Below are 14,320 nucleotides of genomic sequence, written 5' to 3'. Positions count from 1 at the left end.
CGGCCGTGGGCGTGGTGCTCAGACCTCGGTGCCGTTGATCGTCGTCGACAGGTCGATGGCGCTCCCGACGCTGCGCGCGACGGTGCAGGACTTCTCGATGGAGCGCTCGATGAGGCTGATGAGCCTGGCGCGGTCCTCGACGCTCATCTCGTCGAGGCCGTCGATCACGATCTCCTCGTCGATGGCCTTGTACCGGTTCTCCGCCTCGTCAGACGTCCCGTGCGCCCAGTAGGTCGCCGTGAAGTCGTCGCCGAGGCGACGCGCGATCACGGTGTCGGCGCTCATGCCGGCGCATCCGGCCAGGGCGGCCTTCAGCAGCTCACCGGGCGTGAAGGCGCCGTCCACGGCCGCCGGGCCGATCAACACTGTCGCGCCGCGGTCGTTCCTGCCCTCGAAGGTGCGAGCGCCCACCCGGGTGGCCGAGACGCTGCCCGGCGCCACGCGCACCCCGGTCGGAATCCTGTCGTTCGTCATGCGCCATCCCCACCGTCGATCTGTCTGTACCGTTGAGCGTATGACGGATGCGGCCACTCAGCGACGCTTCGACGCCGCGTTCCTGCCGGCCCTGCAACTCCTGACCTTCTCGACGGGCGTCGTCGACGCCGTCAGCTACCTCGCCCTCGACAGGGTCTTCACCGGCAACATGACCGGGAACGTGCTCTTCATCGGGTTCGGACTGGCCGGCACGGGCACCACCCCGCTGCTCAACAACGCCGTCGCGCTCATCGGCTTCCTGATCGGAGCGCTGCTCTGCGCGCGCATCGTGCGGGGCCGGGTGCATGCCAGTCGCCTGCCGACGGCGAACATCGTCGTGCTCCTCGGATCGGCCATCCTCGCCCTCGTGCTCGGCATCGTCTGGCTGACCGCGCAGACCCTCGGAGGCGCCCTCCTGCTCGCTGTCACCGGACTGCTCGCCGTGGTGATGGGCGCACAGGCCGCCAGCGTGCGGGCGACCGGCATCACCGACGTCACCACGATCGTGGTCACCTCGACACTCGCGAACCTGGCCATCGACAGCCGTCTGGCCGGTGGCACCGGCGACAAGTGGCGCCGTCGCCTCGGTGCCGTGCTGGCGATGGGGCTCGGGGGCGCATCGGGAGCGTTGCTCATCCGGCTCACCGGGGGAGCGCCGGCGCTCCTCGGTGCGGCCGTTCTGATGCTCGTCGCCGTCGCCCTTCTGCACGTCGCGCGCACCCGTGAGATCGCGGCCGCCGACGCCCTGCGCGCCCCGGAATGACGCCGAAGCTGGGAGTCACCGGGGCGCGACACGCCCGGGCTTGCAGCATGGCTTCCAGTGTGGCAAACTCGACTAGTTCAGCATTTCGGACGACTGCGTGTTCACGCGTCTTCGAATCACTGCCAGGCAGTGCATAACCTCCCTCCGGGATCAGGTTAGGCCGCGGGCAGCAGGACGGACTTAATCGACTATCACTGCGCAGGGTCTATCTCTGTGCCACTTCCGGTCCAGGCCGGAGGATGAGAGTCGGTGACAGGCTCGCAGGTCGGGTCTGTCGACATCATCGGATGAGCGCCATCCGGTTGTGTGGACAGGCCCGGTCGGCGGCCGATTGACAGATAAACAGTGGTGCGACATACGTAGTGCTACGACGGCGTCCAATGCAGCCGGCTCGAGAGAGCCGGGATGTAAGACGCCTTGACAGAGAGAGAGTTCGACATGGCGGGACAGAAGATCCGCATTCGACTGAAGTCATACGACCACGAGGTCATCGACACCTCGGCGCGCAAGATCGTCGACACGGTCACCCGTGCTGGTGCAACCGTCGTCGGCCCCGTGCCGCTTCCGACGGAGAAGAACGTGATCTGCGTGATCCGTTCCCCCCACAAGTACAAGGACAGCCGCGAGCACTTCGAGATGCGCACCCACAAGCGCCTCATCGACATCATCGACCCGACGCCCAAGGCTGTCGACTCGCTGATGCGCCTCGACCTTCCGGCCGATGTCAACATCGAGATCAAGCTCTAAGGGAACGACCATGTCTACTGCTAACAAGACCAGCAAGGGTCTGCTCGGCACGAAGCTTGGCATGACCCAGGTGTGGGACGAGAACAACAAGCTCATCCCCGTCACCGTCATCGAGGTTTCGCCGAACGTCGTGACCCAGATTCGTACCGCAGAGGTCGACGGCTACAGCGCCGTGCAGATCGCCGCGGGCCAGATCGACCCGCGCAAGGTGAACAAGCCCGCCGCCGGTCACTTCGACAAGGCCGGAGTCACCCCGCGTCGGCACCTCACCGAGGTGCGTACCGCTGACGCCGCCGACTACACCCTCGGCCAGGAGCTCACCGCTGACGGTGTGTTCGAGGCCGGACAGCTCGTCGACGTCGTCGGCACGAGCAAGGGTAAGGGCACCGCCGGTGTCATGAAGCGCCACAACTTCAAGGGTGTCTCCGCTTCGCACGGTTCGCACCGCAACCACCGCAAGCCGGGCTCCATCGGCGCCTCCTCGACCCCCAGCCGTGTCTTCAAGGGCATGCGCATGGCCGGCCGTATGGGTGCCGAGCGCGTGACCGTCATGAACCTCAAGGTTCAGGCGATCGACGCCGAGAAGGGCCTCATCCTGGTCAAGGGCGCCGTTCCCGGCGCTCGTGGCCGCCTCGTTTTCGTCCGCACCGCAGTGAAGGGGGCGTAACCACATGGCTACAGCTACCAACACCGTCGACGTCGTCGACGTGACTGGAAAGAAGTCCGGCACCGTCGAGCTCCCCGCTGAGCTCTTCGACGTGCAGACCAACGTCCCGCTCATCCACCAGGTCGTCGTGGCGCAGCTCGCAGCTGCCCGTCAGGGCACCCACAAGGTGAAGAGCCGTGGCGAGGTCTCCGGCGCCGGCCGCAAGCCGTTCAAGCAGAAGGGAACCGGTCGCGCTCGTCAGGGCTCGATCCGCGCCCCTCAGATGACCGGTGGTGGAATCGTCCACGGACCGACCCCCCGCGACTACTCGCAGCGCACCCCCAAGAAGATGATCGCCGCAGCCCTGCTCGGTGCCCTCTCGGACCGCGCTCGCGGAGCCCGCGTGCACGTCGTCGAGTCGCTCACCATCGGTGAGACCCCGAAGACCAAGGCCGTCATCGCACTGCTCGACCAGATCGCCACCTCGAAGCACGTTCTCATCGTGCTCTCGCGCGGCGACGAGCAGGCTCTCAAGGCCGTGCGCAACATCCCGACCGTGCACACCCTCACGGCCGACCAGCTGAACGCCTACGACGTCCTCGTCTCCGACGACATCGTCTTCACCAAGGCTGCTCTGGACTCGTTCATCGCAGCCAAGACCAAGAAGGTTGAGGTCTCCGCATGAGCGCCGCCCACAACAAGGACCCGCGCGATGTCATCATCTCGCCGGTCGTCTCGGAGAAGAGCTACGGCCTGATCGACGAGGGCAAGTACACGTTCATCGTGGACCCGCGCTCGAACAAGACCGAGATCAAGCTCGCCATCGAGAAGATCTTCAACGTCCAGGTCGCTTCGATCAACACGCTCAACCGTGTTGGCAAGACCCGCCGCACCAAGTTCGGTATGGGCAAGCGCAAGGACACCAAGCGTGCCATCGTCACGCTCAAGTCCGGTTCCATCGACATCTTCACGGCTGTCGGCTAGGGAGCAGAGGAATAACTATGGCTATTCGTAAGTACAAGCCCACGACGCCGGGTCGCCGCGGTTCGTCTGTTGCGGACTTCGCAGAGATCACCCGCTCGACCCCCGAGAAGTCGCTGCTTCGTCCGCTGCCCAAGACCGGTGGACGTAACAACCAGGGTCGCATCACGACCCGTCACATCGGTGGTGGCCACAAGCGCCAGTACCGCGTGATCGACTTCAAGCGCAACGACAAGGACGGCGTGCCGGCCAAGGTCGCTCACATCGAGTACGACCCCAACCGCACCGCCCGTATCGCGCTGTTGCACTTCGCAGACGGCACCAAGCGCTACATCCTGGCTCCGAACAAGCTCGCCCAGGGCGACATGATCGAGTCGGGCGCCAGCGCTGACATCAAGCCGGGCAACAACCTCCCGCTGAAGAACATCCCGACGGGTACCGTCATCCACGCCATCGAGCTCCGTCCCGGTGGCGGCGCGAAGATGGCCCGTTCGGCGGGCGCATCCGTGCGTCTCGTCGCCAAGGATGGCCCCTACGCCCAGCTGCGTCTCCCCTCGGGCGAGATCCGCAACGTGGATGCGCGCTGCCGCGCCACGATCGGCGAGGTCGGCAACGCCGAGCAGTCGAACATCAACTGGGGAAAGGCCGGCCGTATGCGCTGGAAGGGCGTTCGCCCGACCGTGCGTGGTGTGGCCATGAACCCGGTCGACCACCCGCACGGTGGTGGTGAGGGTAAGACCTCCGGTGGACGTCACCCGGTCAGCCCCTGGGGACAGAAGGAAGGCCGCACGCGCAAGCGAAACCTTCCCAGCGACCAGCTCATTGTCCGTCGACGCAACGTCGGCAAGAAGCGTAAGTAGGAGTTGTAGAAGATGCCACGCAGTCTCAAGAAGGGCCCCTTCGTCGATGACCACCTGCTTCGCAAGGTGATCTCGGCCAACGAGGCCAACAGCAAGAACGTGATCAAGACCTGGTCGCGCCGCTCGATGATCATCCCGGCCATGCTGGGTCACACCATCGCGGTGCACGACGGTCGCAAGCACATCCCGGTGTTCGTCACCGAGACCATGGTCGGGCACAAGCTCGGCGAGTTCGCGCCCACCCGCACCTTCCGTGGACACGTGAAGGACGACAAGAAGGGCCGTCGCCGCTAACGCGGCGACGTGAAGGAGGAGAAGAAATGGTGGAGTCGATCGCACGCGTGCGACACATCCGCGTCACCCCCCAGAAGGCTCGTCGCGTCGTCAACCTCATCCGCGGAAAGCAGGCTCAGGAGGCACTCGCCATCCTGAAGTTCGCCCCGCAGGGTGCAAGTGAGCCCGTGTACAAGCTGGTTGCCTCGGCAATCGCGAATGCGCGAGTCAAGGCCGACGCCTCGAACACCTACCTGGACGAGCAGGACCTGTACATCGCCAAGGCATTCGTCGACGAGGGCGCAACCCTCAAGCGTTTCCAGCCGCGTGCCCAGGGCCGTGCATTCCAGATTTTGAAGCGCACCAGCCACATCACTGTTGTGCTCGCCACTCCTGAGGAGGGTACGAAGTAATGGGTCAGAAGGTAAACCCCTACGGTTTTCGTCTGGGAATCACGACCGACCACGTGTCGCGTTGGTTCTCCGACTCGACCAAGCCGGGTCAGCGCTACAGCGACTACATCGCTGAGGACATCAAGATCCGTCGTCTGCTGCAGACCTCGCTCGACCGCGCGGGAGTCTCGCGCATCGAGATCGAGCGCACTCGCGACCGAGTGCGTGTGGACATCCACACCGCTCGCCCGGGCATCGTCATCGGCCGGCGTGGAGCAGAGGCCGAGCGCATCCGCGCCGACCTCGAGAAGCTCACCGCCAAGCAGATCCAGCTGAACATCCTCGAGGTCAAGAACCCCGAGTCCGACGCTCAGCTGGTCGCGCAGGGCATCGCCGAGCAGCTCTCCGCACGTGTGGCCTTCCGCCGCGCGATGCGCAAGGGCCTGCAGGGCGCCCAGCGCACCCCGTCCGTCAAGGGTGTCCGCATCCAGGTCTCCGGCCGCCTCGGCGGCGCCGAGATGAGCCGTTCGGAGTTCTACCGCGAAGGCCGTGTGCCGCTGCACACGCTCCGCGCGAACATCGACTACGGCTTCTACGAGGCGAAGACCACCTTCGGCCGCATCGGCGTGAAGGTCTGGATCTACAAGGGCGACATCACCAACAAGGAACTCGCTCGCGAGCAGGCGAACCAGAAGTCGTCGCGCCCCGAGCGTCGTGACGACCGTCCCCGCCGTGCCCCGCGCGCCGAGGCACCGGTCGCGGAAGGAGCGTCGGCATAATGTTGATTCCCCGTCGAGTCAAGCACCGCAAGCAGCACCACCCCGGCCGTTCCGGCCAGGCCACCGGTGGTACCAAGGTCACCTTCGGTGAGTTCGGTATCCAGGCCCTGACCCCCGCCTACGTGACCAACCGTCAGATCGAGTCCGCTCGTATCGCGATGACGCGTCACATCAAGCGTGGTGGAAAGGTGTGGATCAACATCTACCCCGACCGTCCGCTCACCAAGAAGCCTGCCGAGACCCGCATGGGTTCCGGTAAGGGTTCGCCCGAGTGGTGGGTCGCGAACGTCAAGCCGGGTCGAGTCCTCTTCGAGGTCTCCGGCGTCTCCGAGGAACTCGCTCGTGAGGCCATGACCCGTGCAATCCACAAGCTGCCTCTCAAGGCACGCATCATCAAGCGCGAGGAGGGCGACGCATAATGGCGATCGGATCCAAGGAGCTCGCCTCAGTCGAGCTCGACACCTATGACGACGAGCGTCTCGTAGAAGAGCTGAAGAAGAGCAAGGAAGAGCTGTTCAACCTGCGCTTCCAGTCGGCCACCGGCCAGCTCGAGAGCCACGGCCGCCTGCGTGCCGTCAAGCGCGACATTGCTCGCATCTACACGGTCATCCGTGAGCGGGAGCTCGGCATCCGTGCCACTCCCGCACCGGTCGAGGTTCCCGCCAAGGCTGAGAAGAAGAGCGCCAAGAAGGCCAAGGCGACCGAAGAGGTCACCGAGGCTGCAGAGACGAAGGAGGCCTAGTCATGGCTGAGACCAAGAAGGCCGCAGCTGCGGTCGAGGTCGCCGAGACGGCTGAGCTCGTTCGCGGCTACCGCAAGACCCGTCGTGGCTACGTCACGAGCGACAAGATGGAGAAGACCATCGTCGTCGAGGTCGAGGACCGCGTGAAGCACCCGCTGTACGGCAAGGTCATCCGCCGCACCTCCAAGGTGAAGGCGCACGACGAGCTCAACACGGCCGGCATCGGCGACCTCGTCCTCATCAGCGAGACCCGTCCCCTCAGCGCCTCAAAGCGCTGGCGCCTGGTCGAGATCCTCGAGAAGGCCAAGTAAGCCTCGGGCTTGCTTGATAGAAGGAGTTAGAAGTGCTTCAGCAGGAATCACGCCTCAAGGTCGCCGACAACACCGGCGCCAAGGAGCTGCTCACCATCCGCGTTCTCGGTGGATCCAAGCGTCGCTACGCCGGACTCGGTGACGTCATCGTCGCCACGGTGAAGGACGCAATCCCCGGCGGAAACGTGAAGAAGGGTGACGTCGTCAAGGCTGTCATCGTCCGCACCAAGAAGAACACCCGTCGCGCCGACGGGTCGTACATCAAGTTCGATGAGAACGCTGCAGTGATCTTGAAGAATGACGGAGACCCCCGTGGTACCCGCATCTTCGGACCGGTCGGTCGCGAGCTTCGCGACAAGAAGTTCATGAAGATCATCTCGCTGGCGCCGGAGGTCATCTAAATCATGGCGAACATCAAGAAGGGTGACCTCGTCCAGGTCATCTCGGGACGCAGCCAGGCTCGCGGCGGAGATCGCGGCAAGCAGGGCAAGGTCATCGAGGTGCAGGTCGAGAAGAACCGCGTCATCGTCGAGGGCATCAACTTCGTGACCAAGCACGTGCGCGTCGGCCAGACGCAGCGTGGCACGAAGACCGGTGGCATCGAGACGCACGAGGCTCCGATCCACGTGTCGAACGTCGCGATCGTCGACCCCGAGACCAAGAAGCCGACCCGCGTCGGCTTCCGTACGGAAGAAGTAACGAAGGACGGCGTCACCAAGACGGTCCGCATTCGCTACGCCAAGAAGTCAGGTAAGGACCTGTAATGACTGAAACTGCCGTGGGAACTGGCAAAATCCAGCCCCGCCTCAAGCAGCGCTACCGCACCGAGATCGCGGCCGAGCTCACCAAGGAGAACGGGTACACGAACGTGCACCAGGTTCCCGGTCTGGTGAAGATCGTCGTGAACATGGGTGTCGGCGAGGCCGCTCGTGATGGCAAGGTCATCGATGGTGCGGTCGCAGACCTCACCAAGATCACCGGCCAGAAGCCGCAGGTCACGAAGGCCCGCAAGTCGATCGCCCAGTTCAAGCTCCGCGAGGGACAGCCCATCGGCGCCCACGTCACGCTTCGCGGCGACCGCATGTGGGAGTTCCTCGACCGCCTGCTCTCGCTCGCACTGCCCCGTATCCGCGACTTCCGCGGCCTCTCGGACAAGCAGTTCGACGGAACCGGAAACTACACCTTCGGTCTCCAGGAGCAGAGCGTCTTCCACGAGATCGACCAGGACAAGATCGACCGCGTTCGCGGCATGGACATCACGATCGTGACGACTGCCAAGACCGACGACGAGGGCCGCGCGCTGCTCAAGCAGCTCGGCTTCCCGTTCAAGACGGCCGAGAACCAGCAGTAGACTGTTCGGTTGGTTCGCCTTCCGCCTTCGGGCGGAAGGCGGGCCGATCGGAATACCGGGGTCAGGCAGTCGCCGGGCCCCCAACACCACAGGTCGACTTCCGTGTAACGGATGCTCGAAACCTGGTGAATAGAAGGAAAAACATCACATGACGATGACAGATCCGGTCGCAGACATGCTGACCAGACTGCGCAACGCGAACTCGGCACACCACGACACAGTGTCGATGCCGCACTCCAAGCTCAAGTCTCACATTGCCGAGATCCTCCAGCGCGAGGGTTACATCGCCGGCTTCGACGTCGCCGACGCCCGCGTTGGTCAGACGCTCACCCTGAACCTCAAGTTCGGCCCGAACCGCGAGCGGTCCATCGCCGGCATCAAGCGCGTTTCCAAGCCCGGCCTCCGCGTGTACGCGAAGTCCACCGAGATCCCCAAGGTGCTCGGCGGCCTCGGCGTTGCCATCCTGTCCACCTCCAGCGGTCTGCTCACCGACCGTCAGGCTGAGAAGAAGGGCGTAGGCGGAGAAGTCCTCGCCTACGTGTGGTAATCCGACATGTCACGTATCGGTCGACTTCCCATTGACATCCCCGCCGGCGTCACAGTGACGATCGACGGCCAGGACGTCTCGGTCAAGGGCCCGAAGGGCGAGCTCGCGCTCACCGTCGCCGCCCCGATCGAGGCCAAGGTCGAGGAGAACCAGGTTCTCGTCACCCGTCCCGACGACGAGCGCGCATCGCGTTCGCTCCACGGACTCACTCGTACCCTCATCAACAACCAGATCATCGGCGTCACCGCGGGCTACTCCAAGGGACTCGAGATCGTCGGTACCGGTTACCGCGTCGCACAGAAGGGTGCCGCTCTCGAGCTGGCGCTCGGCTTCTCGCACCCCGTCACCGTCGAGGCCCCTGCCGGCATCACGTTGACCGTCGAGGGCAACAACAAGATCACCGTCGCGGGTATCGACAAGCAGGCCGTCGGTGAGACCGCTGCGAACATCCGCAAGATCAAGAAGCCGGAGCCCTACAAGGGCAAGGGCATCCGCTATGCCGGTGAGGTCGTTCGCCGTAAGGCCGGAAAGGCTGGTAAGTAATCATGGCTCTTGGAACAAGAGGCAAGAGCAAGTCGGCTGCGCGTTCGCGCCGTCACACCCGTCTGCGCAAGAAGGTCGTCGGCTCCGAGCTGCGTCCGCGTCTCGTCGTGACCCGCTCCGCGCGTCACGTCTTCGTCCAGGTCGTCGACGACAGCAAGGGCTTCACCCTCGCGTCGGCATCGACCATGGAGGCGGACCTCCGTACGTTCGACGGTGACAAGACCGCCAAGGCCCGCAAGGTCGGCGAGCTCGTCGCCGAGCGCGCCAAGGCTGCCGGTGTCGAGGCCGTCGTATTCGACCGTGGTGGAAGCAAGTACGCGGGTCGCGTCGCTGCTATCGCCGATGGAGCGCGAGAGGCAGGGCTCAACCTGTGAGCGAGAACACCCCCAACAAGGAGCAAGAAGTGACCGCAGAGGCACCGGTGGAAACCGCTGCATCGACGGAGACCGCACAGGCAGAGCCTCGTGAGGCTCGCCGTGGTGGCCGTGAGCGCAACCCGAACCGTGACCGCGGAAGCCGCGACGCCGAGAAGAGCCAGTTCCTCGAGCGCGTCGTGACCATCAACCGTGTGTCCAAGGTCGTCAAGGGTGGACGTCGCTTCAGCTTCACCGCCCTCGTCGTCGTCGGTGACGGCAACGGACTCGTCGGCGTCGGCTACGGCAAGGCCCGCGAGGTCCCGACCGCCATCTCGAAGGGCGTCGAGGAGGCGAAGAAGAACTTCTTCCGCGTCCCCCGCGTCGGCAGCACCATCCCGCACCCCGTGCAGGGTGAGGCAGCAGCCGGTGTCGTCCTCCTGCGTCCGGCCGGTGCCGGTACCGGTGTTATCGCCGGTGGCCCCGTCCGCGCCGTTCTCGAGTGCGCCGGCATCCACGACGTGCTGAGCAAGTCGCTCGGTTCGTCGAACACGATCAACATCGTGCACGCCACCGTCGAGGCCCTCAAGCAGCTCGAAGAGCCGCGTGCGGTCGCCGCCCGTCGTGGCCTCGACTACGACCAGGTCGCTCCGGCCCGTCTGCTCCGTGCAGAGGCGCAGGCTGCCGAGGCTGCCGCAGCAGTGAAGGCAGGTGCCTGATGGCCCAGCTCAAGGTCACGCAGATCAAGTCCAAAGTTAGTGAAAAGCAGTACCAGCGCGACACGCTTCGCAGCCTGGGACTCAAGCGCATCGGTCAGTCCGTCGTTCGTGAGGACACTCCTCAGAACCGTGGCTACGTCAAGACCGTCGCTCACCTGGTGAAGGTTGAGGAGATCGACTAATGGCTGAAGCCAAGGAAACCGAGAAGGACGCCGTCAAGGCTCCTGCCAAGAAGGCTGCAGCTCCCAAGGCTGCCGCTGCGAAGGCACCCGCCAAGAAGGCTGCAGCCCCCAAGGCTGCCGCCGACAAGGCTCCCGCCGAGAAGGCACCCGCCAAGAAGGCTGCGGCTCCCAAGGCCGCCGCCTCCAAGGCTGCTGCAGAGAAGGCTCCGGCCGCCACTGCGAAGCCCAAGGCCAAGGCCGAGCCGGCCGAGGCACGCGAGCAGGTCCTGAAGGTGCACCACCTTCGTCCCGCTCCGGGAGCCAAGAAGGCCAAGACCCGCGTGGGTCGCGGTGAGGGCTCCAAGGGTAAGACCGCTGGTCGCGGTACCAAGGGTACGAAGGCGCGCTACACCGTGCGCATCGGATTCGAGGGTGGCCAGATGCCCCTCCACATGCGCACCCCCAAGCTGCGCGGCTTCAAGAACCCCTTCCGCGTCGAGTACCAGGTCGTCAACCTGGAGAAGCTCGCCGAGCTCTACCCGAAGGGCGGCGACGTCACCGTCACCGACCTGGTGGCCAAGGGCGCCGTTCGCAAGAACGAGAAGGTCAAGGTTCTCGGCAGCGGTGACATCGCTGTCAAGCTGAACGTCACGGTCGACAAGGTCTCTGGCTCCGCTGAGCAGAAGATCGTCGCCGCCGGCGGGTCGGTCAAGTAATACCTGCATCTGTCTGAATCGAGCCTGTCGCGATCAGCCCTCTTCACGGGGCGGTCTCGGCAGGCTCGATTCGCAGGTAGGCTGACTTCACACCACACCAGGAGGCTTTGTGTTTAGCGCCATCGCGCGGATCTTCCGCACGCCCGACCTTCGTCGAAAGATCGGGTTCACTCTGGGCATCGTCGCCCTCTTCCGCCTGGGATCGTTCATTCCCGCGCCGTTCGTCGATTTCGGCAACGTGCAGGCCTGCCTCGCAGCCAACCAGGGCACCAGCGGCCTCTACGAGCTCGTGAATCTGTTCAGCGGTGGCGCGCTGCTCCAGCTCTCCGTCTTCGCGCTGGGCATCATGCCGTACATCACGGCGTCGATCATCGTGCAGCTGCTGCGCGTGGTCATCCCTCACTTCGAGACCCTCTACAAGGAGGGCCAGGCCGGTCAGGCCAAGCTGACGCAGTACACGCGCTACCTCACCATCGCGCTGGGCGTGCTGCAGTCGACCACCCTCATCACCGTGGCTCGCTCCGGCGCGCTGTTCGGCACCTCGGCCAGCCCCGAGTGCACGCAGCTCATCACGAACGACGCCTGGTACGCCATCATGCTGATGGTCATCACCATGACCGCCGGTACCGGCCTCATCATGTGGATGGGCGAGCTCATCACCGAGCGCGGCATCGGCAACGGCATGTCACTGCTCATCTTCACGTCGATCGCCGCCCGCTTCCCGGGCTCGCTCGGCTCGATCCTCCAGGCCAAGGGCTTCAACGTGTTCGCCCTCGTGCTGCTGGTCAGCCTGCTCGTCGTCCTGGCGGTGGTGTTCGTCGAACAGTCGCAGCGGCGCATCCCCGTGCAATACGCCAAGCGGATGGTCGGCAGGCGCACCTACGGCGGCAACAACACCTACATCCCGATCAAGGTCAACATGGCCGGCGTCGTGCCCGTGATCTTCGCCTCCTCGCTGCTGTACCTGCCCGCGTTGATCGCGCAGTTCAACCAGCCGGCCGCAGGCGAGACCGCCCAGCCCTGGGTGATCTGGATCACGAACTACCTCACCAAGGGCGACCACCCGCTCTACATGCTGCTGTACTTCCTCCTCATCGTCGGGTTCACGTACTTCTACGTCGCGATCACCTTCAACCCCGAAGAGGTCGCCGACAACATGAAGAAGTACGGCGGGTTCATCCCCGGCATCCGTGCTGGTCGTCCGACGGCCGAGTACCTCGACTTCGTGCTGACGCGCATCACCCTTCCCGGTGCGTTCTACCTCGGTGCGATCGCCCTGCTGCCACTGATCGCGTTCAGCGCCTTCGGTGCCGACCAGAACTTCCCGTTCGGTGGAGCATCCGTGCTCATCATCGTCGGCGTCGGTCTCGAGACGGTCAAGCAGATCGACTCGCAGCTGCAGCAGCGCCACTACGAGGGCCTGCTGCGATGACGGCGGCCACGGCCAACCAGGTCCGCGGCGCACGACTCCTGATCGTCGGCCCTCCGGGCGCCGGCAAGGGAACCCAGGCGAAGCGCATCGGCGAGACGTTCGGGATCCCCGATGTGTCGACCGGCGACATCTTCCGGTACCACATCAAGAACCAGACGCCTCTGGGCGTTCGGGTCAAGGAGATCGTGGATGCCGGGGACTACGTTCCCGATGAGCTGACCAACGAGATCGTCACGGCCCGCCTGGCCGAGGAGGACGCCCGCAACGGCTTCCTGCTCGATGGCTACCCGCGCACGGTCGACCAGGTCGGCTACCTCGACAACCTGCTCGGCGAGCAGGGACGTCCGCTGGAGGCCGTCATCCGCCTCGTCGCGGACCAGGAGGAGATCGTCGCCCGCCTCACCAAGCGTGCGGCCGAGCAGGGTCGCGTCGACGATTCGGAAGAGGCGATCCGGCACCGCCAGGAGGTCTACATCCGTGAGACCGCTCCGCTGGTGGACATCTACCGCGACCGCGGGCTCCTGATCGACGTCGACGGTCTGGGCTCTCCCGACGAGGTGGGCGACCGCGTCGCCCTCGCGCTTGCTGCATTCGGCATCGGGGAGCTCGACTCCGCGGTGGCGAACTAACCCGATCATGGGTTTCCGCCGCTCGATCTACAAGTCGCCGGCCGAGCTTCGGTCGATGCAGGCCCCCGGCCTGCTCACGGCCGCCGCCCTGTCCGCGGTCCGGCGAGCGATCCGGCCCGGGATCACGCCCCTCGAGCTCGATGCCATTGCCGAGCGGACCATCCGCGACGGCGGCGGCATCCCGAACTTCCAACTCGTGCCGGGGTACTCCCACACGCTCTGCGTCTCGGTCAACGCCGACGTCGTGCACGGCATCCCCAGCACGATTCCGATCGCCCCCGGCGACATCGTCTCGGTGGACGCCGGAGCCGAGATCGCGGGCTGGAACGGCGATTCGGCCTTCACCGTCGTGGTTCCGGATGCGGCCAATGCCGAACTCGTCGCATCACGGACCCGCCTCTCCGATGTCACCGAGCAGTCGCTCTGGCACGGCATCGCGGCCCTGTCGCGGGCGAAGCACCTCAACGAGGTCGGCGACGCCGTGCAGGCGTACGTCGAGTCGCAGGGTGACTACGGCATCCTGACCGACTACGTCGGGCACGGCATCGGCCGGACGATGCACGAGGACCCGCCGGTCTTCAACTACAGGGTGCGGCAGAAGGGACCCGACGTGAAGCCGGGCCTCGTCGTGGCGATCGAGCCGATGATCGTCGAGGGATCGATCGACACCATCGTGCAGGACGACGACTGGACCGTCACAACGGAGGACGGCCTCGACGCCGCCCACTGGGAGCACAGCATCGCTGTGCACGCCGGCGGCATCTGGGTGCTCACCGCAGAGGACGGCGGAGCAGCCGGCCTCGCGCCGCTCGGAGTGGTTCCGGTCCCGATCGCGTAAGACCCCGCCCGCTGAGCCCCGGACGCAGTCCGTGGGCGAACCGTGCCGGGTGCGCTTCAACCG

General features: G+C 65.2%; 25 protein-coding genes. 24 read left to right on the top strand and 1 reads right to left on the bottom strand.

The features are described 5' to 3' along the window. Nucleotides 1-18: 18 nt before the first annotated feature. Nucleotides 19-474, bottom strand: coding sequence for an OsmC family protein (locus ASF30_RS13420; RefSeq protein ID WP_055907459.1), 456 nt, complete (start codon nucleotides 472-474; stop codon nucleotides 19-21). Nucleotides 475-514: 40 nt separating this feature from the next. Here ASF30_RS13420 and ASF30_RS13415 point away from each other — a divergent pair, with 40 nt between their 5' ends. From ASF30_RS13415 to map, 24 genes are all read left to right on the top strand, one after another. Beyond that, nucleotides 515-1,237, top strand: a complete 723-nt coding sequence (locus ASF30_RS13415; protein WP_055907457.1) for a YoaK family protein — start codon at nucleotides 515-517, stop codon at nucleotides 1,235-1,237. Nucleotides 1,238-1,675: 438 nt separating this feature from the next. Further along, nucleotides 1,676-1,984 carry a 30S ribosomal protein S10 gene (rpsJ, locus tag ASF30_RS13410; protein ID WP_055821380.1) on the top strand — a complete coding sequence of 103 codons (309 nt, stop codon included), beginning with the start codon at nucleotides 1,676-1,678 and terminating at the stop codon, nucleotides 1,982-1,984. Nucleotides 1,985-1,994: 10 nt separating this feature from the next. Then, a complete protein-coding gene (gene rplC / locus ASF30_RS13405) occupies nucleotides 1,995-2,651 on the top strand; it encodes a 50S ribosomal protein L3 (RefSeq protein WP_055907454.1) in 657 nt (218 codons plus the stop codon). Nucleotides 2,652-2,655: 4 nt separating this feature from the next. Next, nucleotides 2,656-3,315 (top strand): 50S ribosomal protein L4, encoded by a 660-nt coding sequence (rplD, locus tag ASF30_RS13400; RefSeq protein WP_055907451.1) that lies wholly within the window; start codon nucleotides 2,656-2,658, stop codon nucleotides 3,313-3,315. Next, on the top strand, nucleotides 3,312-3,614 hold the full coding sequence (gene rplW, locus ASF30_RS13395) for a 50S ribosomal protein L23 (RefSeq protein WP_055821369.1): 303 nt from the start codon (nucleotides 3,312-3,314) through the stop codon (nucleotides 3,612-3,614). Before rplD ends, rplW begins: the two co-directional genes overlap by 4 nt. Before the next feature lie 17 nt (nucleotides 3,615-3,631). Further along, nucleotides 3,632-4,471: a 50S ribosomal protein L2 gene (gene rplB / locus ASF30_RS13390; protein ID WP_055907448.1), complete on the top strand. Its 840-nt coding sequence runs from the start codon at nucleotides 3,632-3,634 to the stop codon at nucleotides 4,469-4,471. 12 nt (nucleotides 4,472-4,483) lie between these two features. Next, nucleotides 4,484-4,765: a 30S ribosomal protein S19 gene (rpsS, locus tag ASF30_RS13385; protein WP_055821365.1), complete on the top strand. Its 282-nt coding sequence runs from the start codon at nucleotides 4,484-4,486 to the stop codon at nucleotides 4,763-4,765. Nucleotides 4,766-4,791: 26 nt separating this feature from the next. Continuing rightward, a complete protein-coding gene (gene rplV / locus ASF30_RS13380; protein ID WP_082467805.1) occupies nucleotides 4,792-5,157 on the top strand; it encodes a 50S ribosomal protein L22 in 366 nt (121 codons plus the stop codon). Continuing rightward, nucleotides 5,157-5,915, top strand: coding sequence for a 30S ribosomal protein S3 (gene rpsC, locus ASF30_RS13375; protein WP_055907445.1), 759 nt, complete (start codon nucleotides 5,157-5,159; stop codon nucleotides 5,913-5,915). Before rplV ends, rpsC begins: the two co-directional genes overlap by 1 nt. After that, nucleotides 5,915-6,334: a 50S ribosomal protein L16 gene (rplP, locus tag ASF30_RS13370; RefSeq protein WP_055907441.1), complete on the top strand. Its 420-nt coding sequence runs from the start codon at nucleotides 5,915-5,917 to the stop codon at nucleotides 6,332-6,334. Before rpsC ends, rplP begins: the two co-directional genes overlap by 1 nt. Next, nucleotides 6,334-6,657, top strand: coding sequence for a 50S ribosomal protein L29 (gene rpmC, locus ASF30_RS23375; protein ID WP_055907438.1), 324 nt, complete (start codon nucleotides 6,334-6,336; stop codon nucleotides 6,655-6,657). Before rplP ends, rpmC begins: the two co-directional genes overlap by 1 nt. A gap of 2 nt (nucleotides 6,658-6,659) precedes the next feature. Further along, nucleotides 6,660-6,968, top strand: coding sequence for a 30S ribosomal protein S17 (gene rpsQ / locus ASF30_RS13360; protein WP_055907435.1), 309 nt, complete (start codon nucleotides 6,660-6,662; stop codon nucleotides 6,966-6,968). Nucleotides 6,969-7,000: 32 nt separating this feature from the next. Then, entirely contained in the window at nucleotides 7,001-7,369 is a 369-nt protein-coding gene (gene rplN, locus ASF30_RS13355) for a 50S ribosomal protein L14 (protein ID WP_055821349.1), read from the top strand. Between the two features lie 3 nt (nucleotides 7,370-7,372). Then, nucleotides 7,373-7,732: a 50S ribosomal protein L24 gene (rplX, locus tag ASF30_RS13350; RefSeq protein ID WP_055907432.1), complete on the top strand. Its 360-nt coding sequence runs from the start codon at nucleotides 7,373-7,375 to the stop codon at nucleotides 7,730-7,732. Further along, a complete protein-coding gene (rplE, locus tag ASF30_RS13345; RefSeq protein ID WP_055907429.1) occupies nucleotides 7,732-8,319 on the top strand; it encodes a 50S ribosomal protein L5 in 588 nt (195 codons plus the stop codon). Before rplX ends, rplE begins: the two co-directional genes overlap by 1 nt. 148 nt (nucleotides 8,320-8,467) lie before the next feature. After that, nucleotides 8,468-8,866: a 30S ribosomal protein S8 gene (rpsH, locus tag ASF30_RS13340; RefSeq protein WP_055821339.1), complete on the top strand. Its 399-nt coding sequence runs from the start codon at nucleotides 8,468-8,470 to the stop codon at nucleotides 8,864-8,866. 6 nt (nucleotides 8,867-8,872) lie between these two features. Beyond that, a complete protein-coding gene (gene rplF, locus ASF30_RS13335; RefSeq protein ID WP_055907426.1) occupies nucleotides 8,873-9,409 on the top strand; it encodes a 50S ribosomal protein L6 in 537 nt (178 codons plus the stop codon). Between the two features lie 2 nt (nucleotides 9,410-9,411). Beyond that, complete coding sequence (gene rplR / locus ASF30_RS13330) at nucleotides 9,412-9,783, top strand: 50S ribosomal protein L18 (protein ID WP_055821334.1); 372 nt, start codon at nucleotides 9,412-9,414, stop codon at nucleotides 9,781-9,783. A gap of 29 nt (nucleotides 9,784-9,812) precedes the next feature. After that, nucleotides 9,813-10,481 (top strand): 30S ribosomal protein S5, encoded by a 669-nt coding sequence (gene rpsE, locus ASF30_RS13325; RefSeq protein WP_268765481.1) that lies wholly within the window; start codon nucleotides 9,813-9,815, stop codon nucleotides 10,479-10,481. Beyond that, on the top strand, nucleotides 10,481-10,663 hold the full coding sequence (rpmD, locus tag ASF30_RS13320) for a 50S ribosomal protein L30 (RefSeq protein WP_183060650.1): 183 nt from the start codon (nucleotides 10,481-10,483) through the stop codon (nucleotides 10,661-10,663). The genes rpsE and rpmD overlap by 1 nt, the downstream gene beginning before the upstream one ends. Then, nucleotides 10,663-11,358 carry a 50S ribosomal protein L15 gene (rplO, locus tag ASF30_RS23370; protein WP_082467801.1) on the top strand — a complete coding sequence of 232 codons (696 nt, stop codon included), beginning with the start codon at nucleotides 10,663-10,665 and terminating at the stop codon, nucleotides 11,356-11,358. Before rpmD ends, rplO begins: the two co-directional genes overlap by 1 nt. A 109-nt stretch (nucleotides 11,359-11,467) precedes the next feature. Continuing rightward, the gene (gene secY, locus ASF30_RS13310; protein ID WP_055907423.1) at nucleotides 11,468-12,790 is read left to right on the top strand and encodes a preprotein translocase subunit SecY; all 1,323 of its coding nucleotides are present in this window, start codon (nucleotides 11,468-11,470) and stop codon (nucleotides 12,788-12,790) included. Beyond that, entirely contained in the window at nucleotides 12,787-13,419 is a 633-nt protein-coding gene (locus tag ASF30_RS13305; RefSeq protein WP_055907421.1) for an adenylate kinase, read from the top strand. The genes secY and ASF30_RS13305 overlap by 4 nt, the downstream gene beginning before the upstream one ends. A 7-nt stretch (nucleotides 13,420-13,426) precedes the next feature. Then, nucleotides 13,427-14,257 (top strand): type I methionyl aminopeptidase, encoded by an 831-nt coding sequence (gene map / locus ASF30_RS13300; RefSeq protein WP_055907419.1) that lies wholly within the window; start codon nucleotides 13,427-13,429, stop codon nucleotides 14,255-14,257. Nucleotides 14,258-14,320 lie beyond the last annotated feature (63 nt).

Source organism: Leifsonia sp. Leaf264, assembly GCF_001422325.1.
Classification (GTDB): domain Bacteria; phylum Actinomycetota; class Actinomycetes; order Actinomycetales; family Microbacteriaceae; genus Orlajensenia.
Note: the sequence above shows the minus strand (reverse complement) of the source record. Positions and strands in the feature narration are given on the sequence as shown.

Bases quoted from the DNA above. Each gene is read 5' to 3' on its own strand.
- rpsJ (WP_055821380.1), top strand. From the start codon at position 1,676: ATGGCGGGACAGAAGATCCGCATTCGACTGAAGTCATACGACCACGAG.
- rplB (WP_055907448.1), top strand. From the start codon at position 3,632: ATGGCTATTCGTAAGTACAAGCCCACGACGCCGGGTCGCCGCGGTTCG.
- ASF30_RS13420 (WP_055907459.1), bottom strand. From the start codon at position 474: ATGACGAACGACAGGATTCCGACCGGGGTGCGCGTGGCGCCGGGCAGC.
- rplO (WP_082467801.1), top strand. From the start codon at position 10,663: ATGGCTGAAGCCAAGGAAACCGAGAAGGACGCCGTCAAGGCTCCTGCC.
- rplV (WP_082467805.1), top strand. From the start codon at position 4,792: ATGGTGGAGTCGATCGCACGCGTGCGACACATCCGCGTCACCCCCCAG.
- rpsH (WP_055821339.1), top strand. From the start codon at position 8,468: ATGACGATGACAGATCCGGTCGCAGACATGCTGACCAGACTGCGCAAC.
- ASF30_RS13305 (WP_055907421.1), top strand. From the start codon at position 12,787: ATGACGGCGGCCACGGCCAACCAGGTCCGCGGCGCACGACTCCTGATC.
- ASF30_RS13415 (WP_055907457.1), top strand. From the start codon at position 515: ATGACGGATGCGGCCACTCAGCGACGCTTCGACGCCGCGTTCCTGCCG.
- rpsC (WP_055907445.1), top strand. From the start codon at position 5,157: ATGGGTCAGAAGGTAAACCCCTACGGTTTTCGTCTGGGAATCACGACC.
- rplX (WP_055907432.1), top strand. From the start codon at position 7,373: ATGGCGAACATCAAGAAGGGTGACCTCGTCCAGGTCATCTCGGGACGC.
- rplC (WP_055907454.1), top strand. From the start codon at position 1,995: ATGTCTACTGCTAACAAGACCAGCAAGGGTCTGCTCGGCACGAAGCTT.
- rplW (WP_055821369.1), top strand. From the start codon at position 3,312: ATGAGCGCCGCCCACAACAAGGACCCGCGCGATGTCATCATCTCGCCG.
- rpmC (WP_055907438.1), top strand. From the start codon at position 6,334: ATGGCGATCGGATCCAAGGAGCTCGCCTCAGTCGAGCTCGACACCTAT.
- map (WP_055907419.1), top strand. From the start codon at position 13,427: ATGGGTTTCCGCCGCTCGATCTACAAGTCGCCGGCCGAGCTTCGGTCG.
- rplR (WP_055821334.1), top strand. From the start codon at position 9,412: ATGGCTCTTGGAACAAGAGGCAAGAGCAAGTCGGCTGCGCGTTCGCGC.
- rplP (WP_055907441.1), top strand. From the start codon at position 5,915: ATGTTGATTCCCCGTCGAGTCAAGCACCGCAAGCAGCACCACCCCGGC.
- rplE (WP_055907429.1), top strand. From the start codon at position 7,732: ATGACTGAAACTGCCGTGGGAACTGGCAAAATCCAGCCCCGCCTCAAG.
- rpmD (WP_183060650.1), top strand. From the start codon at position 10,481: ATGGCCCAGCTCAAGGTCACGCAGATCAAGTCCAAAGTTAGTGAAAAG.
- rpsS (WP_055821365.1), top strand. From the start codon at position 4,484: ATGCCACGCAGTCTCAAGAAGGGCCCCTTCGTCGATGACCACCTGCTT.
- rplD (WP_055907451.1), top strand. From the start codon at position 2,656: ATGGCTACAGCTACCAACACCGTCGACGTCGTCGACGTGACTGGAAAG.
- rplF (WP_055907426.1), top strand. From the start codon at position 8,873: ATGTCACGTATCGGTCGACTTCCCATTGACATCCCCGCCGGCGTCACA.
- rpsQ (WP_055907435.1), top strand. From the start codon at position 6,660: ATGGCTGAGACCAAGAAGGCCGCAGCTGCGGTCGAGGTCGCCGAGACG.